Below are 16,321 nucleotides of genomic sequence, written 5' to 3' on the forward strand. Positions count from 1 at the left end.
AACCAAGCCATGTCAGACAAGAGCTACTACGTAACCACGCCGATTTATTACGTGAACGATAAGCCGCACATCGGCCACGCGTACACAACGATTCTGGCCGACGTGCTGGCGAACTATCACCGGTTGCTGGGCGTTCCAACCTATTTTCTGACCGGTACCGACGAGCACGGACAAAAAGTCCAGCAGGCGGCTGACAAAAACGGCCTGACGCCGCAGCAGCAGTGCGATCAGACGGTTGTCCGCTTTCAGGAACTCTGGAAGCGCCTTGAAATTACCAATGACGATTTTATCCGCACCACCGAAGAGCGCCACAAAGTGATTGTGCAGGAGGTGCTGCAGGATCTTTTCGACCGCGACGAAATTTACCGCGCCGATTATCAGGGCTGGTACTGCGTCGGCTGTGAACGGTTCTTCGCCGAAAAAGATCTCGTGGACGGGAACTGCCCGGAGTGCGGACGTAAAGTGGATGCCATTCAGGAAACCAACTATTTCTTCCGCATGAGCAAATATCAGGACTGGCTCATCGAATACATCGAGACGCATCCGGAGTTCATTCAGCCCGACTTCCGCGCCAACGAAACGCTTGGCTTCCTGAAAACGAAAAAGCTGCAAGACCTCTGCATTTCGCGCCCCAAGGCGCGTCTTGCGTGGGGCATCGAGCTGCCGTTCGACAAGGATTTCGTCACCTACGTCTGGTTCGATGCTCTCCTGAATTACATCACCGCCATCGGCTACAAGCGCGACGACAAAAAATTTAAAACGTGGTGGCCGGCGACGCACCAGTTGATCGGTAAAGACATTCTCACCACGCACACGGTTTACTGGCCGACCATGCTCAAAGCGATGAACGTGCCGCTGCCGAAAACCGTTTTCGCGCACGGCTGGTGGCTGACGGGCCGCACCAAAATGAGCAAGAGCCTCGGCAACGTCGTCAACCCGATGGAGATGGTTGATAAATACGGCGTCGATGCCTTCCGCTATTTTCTGATTGCTGAAATGACGCTCGGTCAAGACGCCTCCTTCACCGAAGAAGCTTTTGTCCGCCGCTACAACAGCGATCTCGCCAATGACCTCGGTAACCTGCTCAGCCGCACCGTCAATATGCTTGGCCGCTACTGCGACGGAATTTTTCCAAACATTGGAACAAACGCACTGGACGGCGCACCCGAGAAAGAGCTTTGGGAAACTGTTCAGCTGGCAGTCGTTGAAATGGAAAGTTCCATCGACACCATGCGCCTCAATGGGGGTCTCAATGCCGTACTGGTCGCTGTGCGCAAGGTGAATCAATATTTTGAAATCAAACAGCCGTGGACGCAGGCCAAAGAAGGGAAGACGGAAGAAGTCGGCGTTACGCTGGCGCTCGCCGCCGAAAGCCTGCGGGTCTGCGCCGCGCTGCTCTATCCGGTTATGCCGGAAAAAATGAGCGTCTTGCGTGCCGCCTTCGGCCTCGGCAGGCCCGATCCGAAACGGCTGCGCACCTTCGGCGTGATCAAAGCCGGAACCGTCATTGGTAATCCCGGCATTCTCTTCCCGCGCGTCGAGGTTGAAAACGTAGAGGCGACGCCCCCGTCGCCTCAGTCAAAGAAAGAAAAACGCGACGAGGGCGTCGCGTCTACGAAAAAAATGAATACTGAATCCGAAAAAGCCGAAGGCGTCATCACCTACGACGAAGTTATGAATGTGAAGCTACGCACCGCCAAAGTGCTCGCCGCCGAAAAGGTGGAAGGCGCGGACAAGCTTCTCAAGCTTCAGATTGAAGTCGGCGAGGAAAAGCGCCAGCTCGTCGCGGGAATCGCACTGCACTACACACCGGAACAGGTCGTCGGCAAAACGATTGTCATTGTCGCCAACCTGAAGCCCGCTAAAATCCGCGGCGTTGAATCTCAGGGCATGTTGTTGTGCGCCTCCATCGGCGATCAACTCAAGCTGATCACGGTCGATGGCGAACTGCCCGCCACCGGCGCGGTTGTTAAATAAGTTTGATGAAAACTCTGGTTCTAGTGCGTCACGCGAAGTCGGATAAAACGGATCCGTCACTTCGCGATTTTGACCGTCCGCTCGGACGGAATGGCGAACGCGACGCGCTGGGTCTGGCGGAGCGGGTTGCCGCGCTTGGTCTGCGGGTCAATGTCCTGATCAGCAGTCCGGCGGTTCGGGCCTTATCTACGGCCGAAGCCTTTGCAAAAAAACTTTCTCTTCCGGTCAACCCTGATGTCCGTATTTACGAAGCGGGTTTGAATCAACTGCTGGCGGTTGTGCATGGCATGGATGATCGCCACGGCACGGCGGTTCTGGTTGGACACAATCCTGGTCTAAGCGAATTTCTTCGTTATCTGACCGATGAGAACTATGCCGACCTGCCGGCTTCCGGTGTTGCCGTAATCGATCTTCCGCTGAAATCGTGGAGACACACGTTTGACGGTAAGGGGGTTTTGAAAGACAGCGTAAATCTCAACAGTGAATATTTAGGAATCCGGTCAGGGGCTCCGGTGCATGACTGGCGGGAGCGCTGCCGGATATGGCAGTTTGAGCACGCCAAACATATTTATCTGACTACCGTTTTTGTCATCGCACTGCTGGTCGTTCTCGGCATCGTCGGGCTTGCAATGCATGTGGGCATTGACTCTTCCGCTATGCCTCAGCAGGGATCGCGCCGCTGAGTTCCGGTCACAGCTGTTTAAGCGCTTCTTCGCGAATCACACGGCCCATTTCCGAGGTCGAAGCTTTCTTGTACCCTTCGCGCCACAGGTCGGCGGTGCGGTAATTCTGAGCCAGTGCGGACTCGTAGCCTTTACGGATGGCGGCGGCGGCTTTGGGCTCGCCGAGGAAGTCGAGCATCATGGCCGATGACAGCATCATCGCGACCGGATTGGCTTTGCCCTGACCGGCGATGTCCGGTGCCGAACCGTGTATCGGTTCGAACAGTCCGTATTTTTCGCCGAGGCTGGCCGACGGCAACAGTCCGAGCGAGCCGCCGAGCGTGGCGGTCGTGTCGGAAAGAATGTCGCCGAAAATGTTGCCGGTGAGAATCACGTCGAACTGGCGGGGGTTGAGAACCACCTGCATCGTCGCGTTGTCGATGTACATGTGATTGAGCTCAACATCAGGAAATTCTGTTTCGTGCAGACGCTTAACGGTGTCGCGCCACAGACGGGAAACGGTCAGCACGTTCGCTTTATCCACGGAAGTGACTTTGTTGCGGCGTTTGCGCGCCCATTCAAACGCCACGCGGGCAACGCGTTCGATTTCCGGAACGGTGTAACGCATCGTGTTGAACGCTTCGAATCCGTCATTGCCGGTCGGCTGGCCGAAATAAATGCAGCCGATCAGTTCTCGCACGGTCAGCAGATCGACGCCAGTCACGGCTTCCGGGCGGAGCGGCGACGAGTCAGCCAGTGCCGCCGGAACCGAAACCGGACGCAGATTGGCGAAAACGCCGAGTTCTTTGCGGATTTTGAGCAGGCCGGACTCCGGACGGAGCGCGCCGGTCAGATGATCCCACTTCGGGCCGCCCATAGCGCCGAGAAGAGTCGCGTCGGAGGCTTTGCAGGCGGCGATGACGTGGTCGGGCATCGGATCGTTATATTTGTCGATGGCTGCTCCGCCGGCGGCCTGTTCGTTGTATTCCAGTTTAAATCCGCATTTGGCCGATACCGCATCCAGCAGTTGAATGGTTTCCGCCATCACTTCGGTGCCGATACCGTCGCCGGCCATCACTGTAATTTTGTACGTTTTTGACATGCCAACCTGCTTTCTTCCTTTAGACTCCGGGGAAAATTAAGACGGCGTTTTTATCACTCCGCCTGAGCCTTGGAAACAGAATTTATGGGAAAAGGACTGATCCTCTTTGATATCGACGGAACTCTGCTTCACGCGCCGGGAGGCCGCGAAGCTTTTGCGCTGGCCTTCCAAGAGGCGTTCGGCTGGGAGCAGGGCGTCGAGCACATCAATTTTTACGGCGCGACCGATTTGAACGTCTTTCGCGGAATTTGCGTCGAACGCGGTGTTGAATCGACGCCGGACATGGAGCGAGCCTTCTTTGAACGGCTCGCTCCGGCGCTCGAAATGCGGCTGGCCGTCAGCCCGCCGACACTTTTCCCGAACGTTGGAAACATTTTAAAACTTCTCTCGGATGAAAACGTAGACGCGACGCCCTCGTCGCGTTTGCTGAACCGGAGAAACGCGACGAGGGCGTCGCGTCTACGTTGGGAAATGGGCCTCGTTACCGGCAACATTGAAGCGACAGCGTGGGCCAAGCTACACCATGCCGGTATCGCGCACTATTTCGACTTCGGCGGCTTTGGCTGTACGCACGCCGACCGTGCCGAGATCGCCCGGCAGGCGTTAAAAGCTTCCGGCGTTGAGCGTCCGGGGAAAGTTTTCCTGATCGGCGACACGCCGAGCGATATTAACGCCGCCAAGGTTAACGGTTTTACCGCCATCGCCGTCGCCACCGGAGGTTTTGATTTTCAGACACTGGAAAAATCCGGTGCGGATTTTGTCTTCGAAGATCTAACGGATACCGACCGCTTGCTGTCTATTCTGGCGAATGGAGGGTTGGAGTGATGGAAAAACAATATGGAGTGCGCAGGCTTGCCTGCGCTTTGTTTGACGAAGCTCGCTTTGGCGGGTTGCGGAGCAAGCTCCGCAATGGAAAGCGGCGGCGAGCCGCCGCACTCCAAAGAACAATTCTTTATTCCATCATTCCAATCATCCTGTGCTCCTGCACAGAAAAGGAGGCCCCGATGAAACAGCAGTTCCCTGTCCAGAAGAGTGACGCCGAGTGGAAAAAAGAGCTGACACCGGAGCAATACCGTGTTTTGCGTCAGGCCGGAACGGAACGGCCTTTCAGCGGAATTTACACCGACAATGACAAGCCCGGCGTTTACCGCTGTGCTGCCTGCGGTGCGGAACTGTTTACATCCGGCTCAAAATTCCATTCCGGTTGCGGCTGGCCGAGTTTCGACGCGGCGGCCAAAGCGGGAACTGTGGTTCTCCGCCCCGACAACAGCCTCGGCATGACCCGTACCGAAGTGCTTTGCGCCAACTGCGGCGGGCACCTTGGCCATCTCTTCGACGACGGCCCGACCGCCACCGGCATGCGCTACTGCATCAATTCCGAAGCGCTGAAGTTTGAAGAGAAGGATAAATAATTGGCTCATAGAGCCAACGCTACAACAAAGATTGTAGAGTCGGCTCTATGAGCCGATCTTGCTTAAGGGGTTCGTATGGAGAAGAAAATCAAAAAGACTCCGCCGAGACTTGAGAGGGTCTTTCAGCCGTATGATCCGCCTCTTTATTTCGTGACCCTCAATACTCAGCACCGCAGATCATTGCTGGCGCGGCAGGAAGTCTTCGATGCTTTTCTTGAATATGCCCGTAAAAATGCAGTGAGTGGTCGGGCGGTTGGTCGGTTCGTCATTATGCCGGATCACATCCATCTTTTTGTGCGAATCGGAACGGACTCTCGGTTGAATGATTTCGTGCGTTTGCTCAAACAGGCTTTAACCAAGGAGATCGGAAAGCTTGGTGCGACCGATAATTTTTGGCAACCCGGATTTTTTGACCGGTTGTTGCGCCATTCGGACAGTTATTCAGAAAAGTGGAATTATGTTCGCGAAAACCCTGTGCGGGCTGGCCTATGTACAACAGTGAATGACTGGCCATGGCAGGGCGAGGTTGTACGAATTGAAATGTAGAGCTGAGATTGGCTCATAGAGCCAACGCTACAATTTACGATTTTGTAGAGTCGGCTCTGCGAGCCGAATTCTCAGACGACTTCAACCAGTTCGAGTTCGAACGTCAGGTCTTTTCCGGCGAGCGGATGGTTGGCATCGACGGTGACGGCATCTTCCTTGATCTCTTTAATCGTCACCATGACCGGCCCTTGCGGACTCATCATTTGCATCGGTGCGCCGACGACCAGTTTCATTTCAGGCGGGAACATCTTTTTTGGCAGATCGCCGATGATTTCTTCGCGCACTTCTCCGTACGCTTCCGCCGTCGGAATCGTGACAATCTTTTTGTCGCCGATTTCCATGCTGCGTACAGCGATGTCAAAACCGGGAATCACTTTGCCGGCACCGATTTCAAATTCAAACGGATCGCGTCCGGCGGAAGAGTCGAACTGCGTTCCGTCGTTCAGCGTGCCGGTGTAGTGAATACGTACTGTTTTGCCGTCTGCGATCATGGTTGTCCTTCGGGTTAAATTGAGCGGAAACCCTACAGGAGAAGGGAATCGAGGCAATAAAATTATTAACCACGGATGACACGGATGGGCACGGATTTATAGGACACCCTTGCCGTGCTCTGGAGTGCAGCGGCAAGAGAAGCGCGACACCGCTCTTGCAGTCACACTGTTTCGCCGCAAAGAGCGCCGTCTCCGGTGAGGTATGTAGTCCCGCCTTCAGGCGGCTCCGACGTTTCCGGCTAAAGCCGGTACTACATGCCTTTCCAAGGAAAAGGGGCCGGACTGTTGAATTATGGCGCGACAAGATGTTCGGAATCTTCGGGATGAAATCTTCCGGGGTTTGGAAATCAGTGGATTCTAAAATTCATTGGCTGACCCCTTTTCCCTACATGAGAAGGAAATCGAGGCAATAAAATTATTAACCACGGATGACACGGATGGGCACGGATTTGAGTGCTCTGGAGTGCGGTGGCAAGCATGGCGCGACACCGCTCTGGTTATTCTGCCGTTCCGCCGTAAAAGCGCCGTCGCCCGTCCGCCTTCGTACACTTCGGCGTGACAGGTTGGTTGCCGGCGCACTCCAAAATCTTTACCGCCCGCCGTGCGCGACAAGATGTTCGGAATCTTCGGGATGAAATCTTCCGGGGTTTGGAAATCAGTGGATTCTAAAATTCATTGGCTGACCCCTTTTTCGGCTAAAGCCGGTACTACATGCCTTTCCAAGGAAAAGGGGCCGGACTGTTGAATTGCGGCGCGACAAGATGTTCAGAATCTTCGGGATGAAATCTTCCGGGGTTTGGAAATCAGTGGATTCTAAAATTCATTGGCTGACCCCTTTTTTTGCCGTTCCGCCGTAAAAGCGCCGTCGCCCGTCCGCCTTCGTACACTTCGGCGTGACAGGTTGGTTGCCGGCGCACTCCAAAATCTTTACCGCCCGCCGTGCGCGACAAGATGTTCGGAACTTCGGGATGAAATCTTCCGGGGTTTGGAAATCAGTAGATTCTAAAATTCATTGGCTGACCCCTTTTTCTTTTTCGGCGCGACAAGATGTTCAGAATCTTCGGGAGGAAATCTTCCGAGGTTTAAAACGGACTCATTAATTTATAGGGCCGACACCTTTTCTCAGTTGCGCTGATTCAATTCAAAGGTTTCTCTACGATTCTAAGGAGTTCGTTCCTTTCCGACTTCTCGTAGACCTCCTTGATGCCATCGACTTCAATGATACTCCAGCTTGGGAGCGTACCTGCGGGGCGATCTTCTCGTTCTGAGTCGGGATGCCACCACATATACCCGAGCTTTTCCTGAAGGACGTGACTTTGTTTGTCGGAGATCACGAATCGTACTTTGCATTTTGGAGTGAACGTCGCCTCGTACCTCACGATTTCAATATTCACCTGACCTCGCGACATCCCGGATGGAAGGACGAACCATTGAGGAAGGGTAGAGTCGTCCCGCAATCTAAAAATGGCACCGATGACCCCGTGTCTATCGAAGCATGAGACTGTGAGGCAAAGGAGGATTAATATTCCGAGGGCTTTTAACAATTTTCCTCTCACCAAGCAGACTAGTTTGACAAATAAAATCATGGCCGAGTAACTACCCTACAGTCGACGAATGTGCAAGACGGCATTGGAATTCTTGCAGTGGATTTTTCCCCGCGGAGAGGCAGAGGGCGCAGAGGCAGGATTGTGAGGATGGAAAATCTCTGCGGCTTTTGCGAGGGCATCTGTTCTGTGGGTGCAGGCGACAAAGAATCTTTCAAACATTGGGAAAAGAAAAGGCGGGGTCGTGGACCCCACCCTACAGATTCGCTTTTTGTGTTTTTCGTGGCGATTCTTAAAACCGCACGCGCTCCTCGATGATGCGTTCGAGTTCGTCGATGGAGACGCGGATCTGTTGCATGGTGTCGCGGTCGCGCAGGGTGACGGTCTGATCTTCCAGAGTCTGGAAGTCGATGGTGACGCCGCACGGCGTGCCGATTTCGTCCTGACGGCGGTAGCGGCGGCCGATGGCACCGGCGTGGTCGTAGAAGCAGTTCCAGCGGCGGTTGAGTTTTTCGAATACTTCACGCGCTTTGCCGACGAGTTCCTCTTTGTTTTTGAGCAGCGGGAAGACGGCGACTTTGTACGGCGCGATGCACGGCGCGAAGCGCAGGACGGTACGGGCTTCGTAGCCTTCCGGAGCCTGTTTGCCCGGCTCGGCGGTGAGGACGGGGCCTTCTTTGGGAATCCATTCTTCGCGGTAGGCTTCGCAGAGCAGGGCGAGGGCGATACGGTCAACCCCGGCGGACGGCTCGACAACGTGCGGCAGGAATTTTTCCTTGGTTTCTTCGTCGAAGTATTCGAGCGATTTGCCGCTGGCGTTCTGGTGCTGGGTGAGGTCGAAGTTGCCGCGCGCGGCGATTCCTTCGAGTTCCTGCGTGCCGAAGGGGAAGTCGTAGAGAATGTCGGTGCAGGCGCTGGCGTAGTGGGCCAGTTTATCTTTTTCGTGGACGTCGCGGTGCATACGGCCTTCCGGCAGTCCGACGGTTTCGTACCATTTGAGGCGTTCGGAAACCCAGTATTCATGCCACTCGGCATCGGTGCCGGGCTTGATGAAAAATTCGAGTTCCATCTGTTCGAACTCACGCGAGCGGAAGGTGTAGTTGCGCGGGTTGATTTCGTTGCGGAAGGCTTTGCCGATCTGCGCGATGCCGAACGGTACTTTCTGGCGCGAGACGGACAGTACGTTGGCGAACTGGGCGAAGATGCCCTGCGCGGTTTCGGGGCGGAGCCACGCGACGTTGGAGCTGTCTTCCATCGGGCCGACGAACGTTTTGAACATCAGGTTGAACGAGCGCGGCTCGGTGAGCGTGCCCGGCTTGTCGGTGTCGGGGCCGACGAGTTTGTCATAGGCGTCGAGCGCGATGGTGGAAAGCGGAACGGATTCGTAGTCGGCGGTGTTGACCTTGGCTTTCTTGGCCTTCTTCTCCGGAGCTTCTTCGTCCTCGGGGTAGGCGAACATCAGCGCGGCAGCGTCGGTTTTGTGTTTGAAAACGAGAATCTGGTCGGCGCGGTAGCGGCTCTTGGTTTCGCGGCAGTCCACCATCGGGTCTTTAAAGTTGCCGATATGGCCGGAGGCTTCCCAGACTTTCGGGTGCATGATGATGGCGCTGTCGAGGCCGACGACGTTTTCGCGGCTCTGGACGGTGGCTTTCCACCAGCTTTCCTTGATGTTGCGCTTCAGTTCGACACCGAGCGGGCCGTAGTCCCAGAAGCCGTTAATGCCTCCGTAGATTTCCGAGGTTTGGAAAATAAAGCCGCGGCGCTTGCAGAGCGAGGCCAGCGCGTCCATCGAAACTGAGTAATCGTTTGCTTTCATAAGGCCGCAGAGGATGCCCGAAACGGTTTGGAGTTGAAAGTTAAAATTTAAAAGTCGAGACTGCGCCGCGTGAAAGAAAAACGAAACTATAAGCGATTCGAACTGATCCCGTTTCTGGCCATTCTGGGATGCGCAGCGATGCTCATCTTCGAGTGCATTTTCATTTTTGAACTTTATGATCGCACGCCTTCTCAGGTCGCGGATCTGATACCGGTACCGGCGGCGACTCCGCCTGCGGTTGAGAAATCCGTGACGGTGCCGGTGCAGACTAATGTGGTGCCGGTCGAGCCGGTACGCAGTGAACCAGTCGAGCCCGCCCGCCGTGCGCCCGTCGAACCGGTCACTGCGCCTGTCGGCTGATAAAACTACTTTGTCTCGAGAAAGTCCGGTTATCCGCTTGATATACATTCACGAATGTATGTATAAGCCATCCGGAATTACCGGAGTAAGAAATGGCCAGAAAAACCAAAGAGGATGCGCAGGCGACCAGAGAAAGCGTGCTGATTGCGGCGCTGGATCTGTTCAGCGAAAAAGGATATTCCCGCACGACCTTCGCCGACATCGCCAAAAAAATCGGCATGACGCGCGGTGCGGTTTACTGGCACTTCGATAACAAACCGGCACTGCTCGCCGCGATGGTGGATTATTTCTGCGGCCTCAGGGAAGACCGGGTGCGGCAGCATTTTTCTGAAATCCATTCGCTGGAAGAATTGCGGGAAGCTTTTCTGGAACACGCCCGGGCGGTGGTGGAGGATAAGCGGCTCAAGAAGTTTGAATTCTTCATGGCCTTCCAGATGGAGTGGTCGGAGGAACTGCTGACGGAGACGCACAAGATTCTTGATCGAATCCGCAAGGATCCGTTTGAAAAGCTGATTGCGATTCTCCGTTCGTCGCCGATCTCAAACCGTTTCCGTAAAGATGTTGATCCTGAAAAACTGGCCGTTACGCTGGCGGGGCTTTGGGTCGGGCTGTGTAAGTTTTATCTGGGGTCCTGCCCGAAGATTGATTTGGTTTCCGCTGCGGCGGATGGATTTGATTGCATAATGAACGGTGTCTTGAAGAAAGAGGTGACGGCATGATTAAAAAATTCGTTTCAACTGTAGTGATCATCGGCCTGTCTGCTTTTGCGGGCTGGTATGTTCACGGACTGTACGGCGGAAAACCGAAGACTGCCGGCATGCCGCCGATGGCGATGGCCCGTCCGCCGATGCCGCCTGCGGCCGTTACTGTTCAGGTATTGAAAGAGCAGTCGCTTCAGCCGGTCGAAGAATATATCGCTAAGGTTGAGCCGGTTCAGCAGGTGACGATTCGTCCGCAGATTTCCGGAACGATTGAGGCTGTTCATTTCAAAGAAGGCGATTTTGTCAAAGCGGGCGATCGGCTTTTCACCATTCAGCCGGACTCGTACTGGGCCGCTATCGCTGTCCGCGAAGCCGAGCTAGCTCAGGCGGAAGCGGCGCTGAGCCGCGCCGAGAAATACTACGACCGGATTAAGAGCGCCGACGCCCGCAGTATTTCGAAAACCTCTCTAGACACAGCGGAAAGCGATTGCCTTCAGGCAAAAGCCGCCGTCAAACAAACCGAAGCCAACCTGAATCTGGCGCGCATTAATCTGGGCTACACAGAAATCACGGCTCCGATCAGCGGACGTATCGGCATCGCGGAGATAACCAAAGGAAATTATGTGACGCCTGCGTCCTCCGCGCTGGCCAGCATCGTACAGACTGATCCGGTGCGGGTGGTGTTTTCCGTGACCGACCGCGCTTACTTGAGTTTGCGCCAGCAAATACTGGCGGGAACCGCGTCGTCTTTGTCGGCGCACGTTCGTCTGCCGAACGGCACCGTTCTTCCAGTCGTTGGAAAAAAAGATTTCGACGACAACATGATGAGTGACCGCACCGGTACGATGGCGGTTCGCTTTGCCTTTGATAATGCCGACGGACTGCTGGTGGCTGGCGGATATGTGAAAGTTCTGCTCGAAAATCCAGACGCGCCGCAGGGAATCAAAATTCCGCAAAAGGCGGTTCTGGTCGATCAGCAGGGTTCGTATGTTCTGACAGTGGACGAAGCCGGGAAGGTTTCTGCGGCGCGTATTAAAACCGGTGCACAGCTTGGTGCGGACGTCATTGTGGAGTCCGGACTTAAAGCGGGGGATCACGTCGTGATCGACGGCGTGCAGAAAGCCGTTCCCGGAGCCACGGTGAAAGTGACGTTAGCGGAGGACGGAAAATGATATCCCGCGTATTTATTAACCGTCCGCGGCTGGCGGGCGTGATTTCCATCGTGCTGATGCTGGCCGGCATCATTTCGATTTTTTCACTGCCGGTCGCGCAGTATCCGCTGGTAACGCCGCCGCAGATCACCGTGTCGGCGAGTTATCCCGGCGCCAGCGCGGAAGTGCTGGCCGACACCGTGGCCGGTCCGCTTGAGGATGCGGTCAACGGCGTGGACGACATGATTTATATGTCATCCACGTCCGACAGTTCCGGCAACTACGCTCTGACCGTTTCTTTTGCCGTCGGCACCGACATCGATATTTCGCTGGTTAAAGTACAGAACCGGGTTGCGCAGGCCACACCGCTGCTGCCTGCCGAAGTTGTTCAGAAGGGCGTGTCGGTACAGAACCAGTCGTCGGACATTCTCGGATTCCTGATGGTGCGTTCGCCCGACCGTTCACGCGACAGTCTTTTTCTGAGCGACTACGCCTATAAAGTCATCAAGCCGGCGCTGGAGCGGATTTCCGGCGTCAGCAGCGCCAGCGTGCGCGGCTCGAAATACAGCATGCGCGTCTGGCTGGATTCCGACCGGCTGGCCGCGCTGGGTCTGAGTTCTTCGGATGTGATTGCCGCGATTCGCAGTCAGAACGTTCAGGCGTCGATCGGTGCCATCGGCAGTGTTCCCGGCGACGGCTCGGAGCAAATGACCTATACACTGAAAACCACCGGACGGTTGAATACCGTAGAGGATTTCAAAAAAATTATTGTCCGCACCGGCGCCGACGGCGCAGTTGTTTTTCTGGGCGACGTTGCCCGGATAGAAAAGGGTGCGGACAATTATCTGTTCTCCGCACGCTACAACGGCGAGCCGTCGGTGGCGATGATGGTGAGCCGCACCTCGGACGCCAACGCGCTGACGACGATGAACAACCTGCGCAAGGAACTGGCCTCTCTTCAAAAACAATTTCCGTCCGGCGTCGAATGCCAGTTCCCGTACGACGCCACCCAGTTTGTGCGCGTCTGTATTGAAGAAATCGCTTTAACGCTGCTGCTGACTTTCCTGCTCGTGGTTGGCGTCTGCTACATTTTCCTTCAAGACTGGCGGGCAACGCTGATTCCGGCGCTGACGATTCCGGTTTCGCTGTGCGCCACTTTCGCGGTGCTGACGGCCTTCGGCTACAGCATTAACACGCTGACGCTGTTCGGTCTGGTGCTGGCCATCGGCGTCGTCGTGGATGATGCCATCGTGGTGGTGGAGCGCGTTCTTCACCTGATGGAGCACGAGCATCTGGATCAGAGAACCGCAACCATTAAAGCGATGGAACAGGTGAGCGGCCCGATTATTGCAACCACGCTGGTCCTGCTGGCGATCTTTGTGCCGATCGGGTTCATGGGCGGAATCGTCGGGAAAATTTATCAGCAGTTCGCCGTTTCGATTTCGGCGGCCGTTTTGTTTTCGGCCATCAACGCACTGACGCTCAGTCCGGCGTTATGTGCCAGCATGCTTCAGGTTATCAAGCCAAAGCGGCACGGCCCGCTGCGCTGGTTTAACGCCGGGCTTGGGCAGGTGCGAAGCGGCTATGTATCGGCGTCCAGTCTTCTGTCGCGGCATTTGATTCTGACCGTTGTGGTTCTGGCGGCCGTTATCGGCGGTGCGTATATGATCGGAAAATTCAGTCCGACTTCGTTCCTGCCGGACGAAGATCAGGGCATCATCTTTGGTGCTGTCCAGCTTCCGGAAGGCGCGACGCTTGCCCGTACCGACGCGCTGCTTACGCAGGCGGTCACGCCGCTGCGCAACGAGCCCGGCGTTGCTTTTGTCATTCAGATCACCGGGTTCAGCCTGATGGGCGGCGCCGGCGAAAACGTGGCCTTCTTCGTTTGCGGTCTGAAGGACTGGAGCGAACGCAAGACGCCGGAGTTACAGTCTTCCGCGATTTTAAAGAGACTGCAGGGCCGACTGGCGCAGGTTTCCGGTGCGCAGATTAATCTCTTTACCCCGCCAGCCATTCGCGGGCTTGGCGCCAGCAGCGGGATGGATATCCGCCTGCAGGCGGTCAGCGACAATGATCCGCAAAAACTCGACGCGGTGCTGAAAGGTTTTCTCATGAAGCTCAACACAACGCCGGGAATCATGTACGCGTTCAGCACCTACACCGCGAACACGCCGTATCTGTTTCTGGATGTGGATCGTGTCAAAGCGTCGCTGATGGGCGTAGATACCAGCGCCATTTTTGCGGCGCTTCAGGACAACCTCGGTTCGCGCTATGTCAACAACGTGAACTTTGATGGACAGGTGAATAACGTCAACGTACAGGCCGACTGGCCGTTCCGCAATCAGGTGGCCGACATTGAAAAGATTTACGTCAAAAACAACCGCGGCGACATGGTTCCGCTCGGCAGTGTGCTAACGTCCCGCGTCATTCTTTCTCCGCGAACGGTGGATCGTTACAACAAATTCACCTCCGCGGCCGTCACGGCCATCGCGCTGCCGTTTATCAGTAGCGGCGAAGCCATGAAGACCGTTTCCAAGCTGGCTGGCGAAACGCTGCCTGCCGGTTACACCTTCGACTGGTCCAGTCTGAGCTATCAGGAAGCCAGAGCGGCTGGCGGAAGTTCTCTGCTCATCGTCATGGCGCTGATCTTCGGCTATCTGTTTCTCGTCGCGCAGTATGAAAGCTGGATCATTCCTCTGCCGGTAATGCTTTCCACGGTGGTCGCGAGTCTGGGCGCGCTGGCCGGTCTGCTGTTCAGCCACATGCCGCTCAGTATCTACGCGCAGCTCGGATTGATTCTGCTCGTCGGACTCGCCAGCAAAAACGCCATTCTGATTGTCGAGTTTTCGCGAGCCCGCCGCGAAGAAGGTCTTACTATTCTTGAGGCGGCGGCTGACGGCATGAAGCAACGGTTCCGCGCCGTGCTGATGACCGCGTTTACTTTTATTCTCGGCGTACTGCCGATGATGCTGGCCACCGGCGCCGGTTCCGCCGCGCGCAAGTCGATCGGTACGACGGTCTTCTGGGGTATGACCATCGCGACGGTCTTTGGCATGTTTCTGATTCCCGCGCTCTACGTGCTTTTTCAAACCTTGCGTGAAAAGAGTCATACGATCCGTTCCGGCAGAAATAAACTGCACCTGCTGGTGATTCTGCTTATCCCGTTCCTGTTCGGCGGATGCAAAACCGTTGGGCCGGACTATAAAGAACCGGAACTTCCGCAGCTCGGCGGCCAGCTGTTCGAAGTTCCTTCGGCGTGGTGGATGACGCTGAACGATCCGGAATTGACAGCGCTCATTGACGAATCTCAGCGGAATAATAATGGCATCAAGTCGGCGGTTGCCGCCGTCCGTGCGGCTCGCGCTCAACTTGGAATTGCACAGGCTGTGTTCGGTCCGCAACTGAACGCAACCGGCAGTTACGCCCGGCGAAAGGCCGGTGAAGACGTATCCAGTGCTGGTGCCGGAGATCTTTACCGCGCCGGTTTTGACGCATCCTGGGAATACGACCTGTTCGGCGGAAACCGCCGTTCGGTCGAAGCCGCTGTCGCCGGACTTGAAGCGCAGGAAGCCGGTCAGGCCGATGTACAGGTTTCGCTGTCTGCCGAAACCGCGCAAAGTTATGTTCTGTTGCGCACTTACCAGCAGCGTCTGCAGGTCGCCCGCGAAAATCTTGAACTTCAGCAACAGACTTTTGATCTGCTGAAATCCCGCTTCGACAGCGGACTGGTTGACGAACTCTCGGTTCAGCAGTCCCGTTACACACTGGAAAGTACACGTTCCGTCATTCCGTCGCTGGAAACCGGCGTTGAAAAAAGTCTCAACGCACTGGCGGTTCTCACCGGCGTTCTGCCCGGCTCGCTGCACGAACGGCTGAGCGCGGTGCAAAACATTCCGGTTGCCTCGGCGCAAACCGTCACCGGTATTCCGGCGGATGTGTTGCGACGCCGCCCCGACGTGCGCCGGGCGGAACGTAAGCTGGCCGCCGAAACGGCGCGCATCGGTGTCGCCGAATCCGACCTTTACCCGAAGTTCACGCTGAACGGCTCGATCGGTATTGAAGCGTTGCACGCCTCGTCGCTGGTGAAGTCCGGCAGTGAATTTTACAGCATCGGCCCCGGCGTCCGCTGGGCGATTTTCAATATGGGTTCTGTGCGCAACCGCATCGAAGTGCAGAAAGCTTCGCAGGAGCAGGCCCTCGCCGCCTACGAACAAACCGTACTGGGTGCCGTTCAGGAAACCCGCGACGCGCTCAGTGCGTTTGAAAACGAGCAGTTACGCATCCAATCACTGGACGCCGCTGTTTCCGCCGCGCGGACGGCAGCGGAACTGGCCGACGACCGCTATAAAAACGGACTCGTTGATTTTGATGTGGTTCTCAACGGGCAGCGTGCGCGGCTCATTCTTGAAGATCAGCTGGTACAAAGCCGCAGTGCCATCACGCTGAACCTCATCCAGCTCTACAAAGCGCTCGGCGGCGGCTGGACTTCGCTGGATCGCTCGGATTTGCACGGACGCGAATAGAGATTTTTCATGAAGAGAGAAATATTGATAAAGCTC

At 55.9% G+C, this 16,321-nt stretch carries 12 protein-coding genes; 9 read left to right on the forward strand and 3 right to left on the reverse strand.

The window, feature by feature from the left end:
• Positions 1 to 9 precede the first annotated feature (9 nt).
• Together metG and HOO88_02150 are read left to right on the forward strand one after the other, a co-directional pair.
• Complete coding sequence (gene metG / locus HOO88_02145; protein ID NOU35567.1) at positions 10 to 1,977, forward strand: methionine--tRNA ligase; 1,968 nt, start codon at positions 10 to 12, stop codon at positions 1,975 to 1,977.
• Positions 1,978 to 1,982: 5 nt separating this feature from the next.
• Positions 1,983 to 2,660, forward strand: a complete 678-nt coding sequence (locus HOO88_02150; GenBank protein ID NOU35568.1) for a hypothetical protein — start codon at positions 1,983 to 1,985, stop codon at positions 2,658 to 2,660.
• A gap of 7 nt (positions 2,661 to 2,667) precedes the next feature.
• Here the strand turns inward: HOO88_02150 and leuB are convergent, their stop codons facing one another.
• Positions 2,668 to 3,741 carry a 3-isopropylmalate dehydrogenase gene (leuB, locus tag HOO88_02155; GenBank protein ID NOU35569.1) on the reverse strand — a complete coding sequence of 358 codons (1,074 nt, stop codon included), beginning with the start codon at positions 3,739 to 3,741 and terminating at the stop codon, positions 2,668 to 2,670.
• 84 nt (positions 3,742 to 3,825) lie between these two features.
• Between leuB and HOO88_02160 the strand changes: the two genes are divergently transcribed.
• The 3 genes from HOO88_02160 (at position 3,826) to HOO88_02170 (ending at position 5,699) form a co-directional block, all read left to right on the forward strand.
• Positions 3,826 to 4,566 carry an HAD family hydrolase gene (locus HOO88_02160; GenBank protein NOU35570.1) on the forward strand — a complete coding sequence of 247 codons (741 nt, stop codon included), beginning with the start codon at positions 3,826 to 3,828 and terminating at the stop codon, positions 4,564 to 4,566.
• 179 nt (positions 4,567 to 4,745) lie between these two features.
• Complete coding sequence (gene msrB / locus HOO88_02165; GenBank protein NOU35571.1) at positions 4,746 to 5,153, forward strand: peptide-methionine (R)-S-oxide reductase MsrB; 408 nt, start codon at positions 4,746 to 4,748, stop codon at positions 5,151 to 5,153.
• A gap of 75 nt (positions 5,154 to 5,228) precedes the next feature.
• Positions 5,229 to 5,699 carry a hypothetical protein gene (locus HOO88_02170; protein NOU35572.1) on the forward strand — a complete coding sequence of 157 codons (471 nt, stop codon included), beginning with the start codon at positions 5,229 to 5,231 and terminating at the stop codon, positions 5,697 to 5,699.
• Positions 5,700 to 5,770: 71 nt separating this feature from the next.
• Here the strand turns inward: HOO88_02170 and HOO88_02175 are convergent, their stop codons facing one another.
• Together HOO88_02175 and HOO88_02180 are read right to left on the reverse strand one after the other, a co-directional pair.
• Entirely contained in the window at positions 5,771 to 6,190 is a 420-nt protein-coding gene (locus HOO88_02175) for a peptidylprolyl isomerase (GenBank protein ID NOU35573.1), read from the reverse strand.
• A gap of 1,836 nt (positions 6,191 to 8,026) precedes the next feature.
• Positions 8,027 to 9,550 (reverse strand): glycine--tRNA ligase, encoded by a 1,524-nt coding sequence (locus tag HOO88_02180; protein ID NOU35574.1) that lies wholly within the window; start codon positions 9,548 to 9,550, stop codon positions 8,027 to 8,029.
• A 69-nt stretch (positions 9,551 to 9,619) separates the two neighbouring features.
• Here HOO88_02180 and HOO88_02185 point away from each other — a divergent pair, with 69 nt between their 5' ends.
• The 4 genes from HOO88_02185 to HOO88_02200 all read left to right on the forward strand — a co-directional run bounded on the left by HOO88_02185 (position 9,620) and on the right by HOO88_02200 (position 16,285).
• A complete protein-coding gene (locus HOO88_02185) occupies positions 9,620 to 9,910 on the forward strand; it encodes a hypothetical protein (GenBank protein NOU35575.1) in 291 nt (96 codons plus the stop codon).
• 92 nt (positions 9,911 to 10,002) lie between these two features.
• Positions 10,003 to 10,629, forward strand: a complete 627-nt coding sequence (locus HOO88_02190; GenBank protein ID NOU35576.1) for a TetR family transcriptional regulator — start codon at positions 10,003 to 10,005, stop codon at positions 10,627 to 10,629.
• Positions 10,626 to 11,783: an efflux RND transporter periplasmic adaptor subunit gene (locus HOO88_02195; protein ID NOU35577.1), complete on the forward strand. Its 1,158-nt coding sequence runs from the start codon at positions 10,626 to 10,628 to the stop codon at positions 11,781 to 11,783. The genes HOO88_02190 and HOO88_02195 overlap by 4 nt, the downstream gene beginning before the upstream one ends.
• A complete protein-coding gene (locus HOO88_02200; GenBank protein ID NOU35578.1) occupies positions 11,780 to 16,285 on the forward strand; it encodes an efflux RND transporter permease subunit in 4,506 nt (1,501 codons plus the stop codon). The genes HOO88_02195 and HOO88_02200 overlap by 4 nt, the downstream gene beginning before the upstream one ends.
• Positions 16,286 to 16,321 lie beyond the last annotated feature (36 nt).

Source organism: Kiritimatiellaceae bacterium (genome assembly GCA_013141415.1).
In the GTDB taxonomy this organism is placed as follows: domain Bacteria; phylum Verrucomicrobiota; class Kiritimatiellia; order Kiritimatiellales; family Tichowtungiaceae; genus Tichowtungia.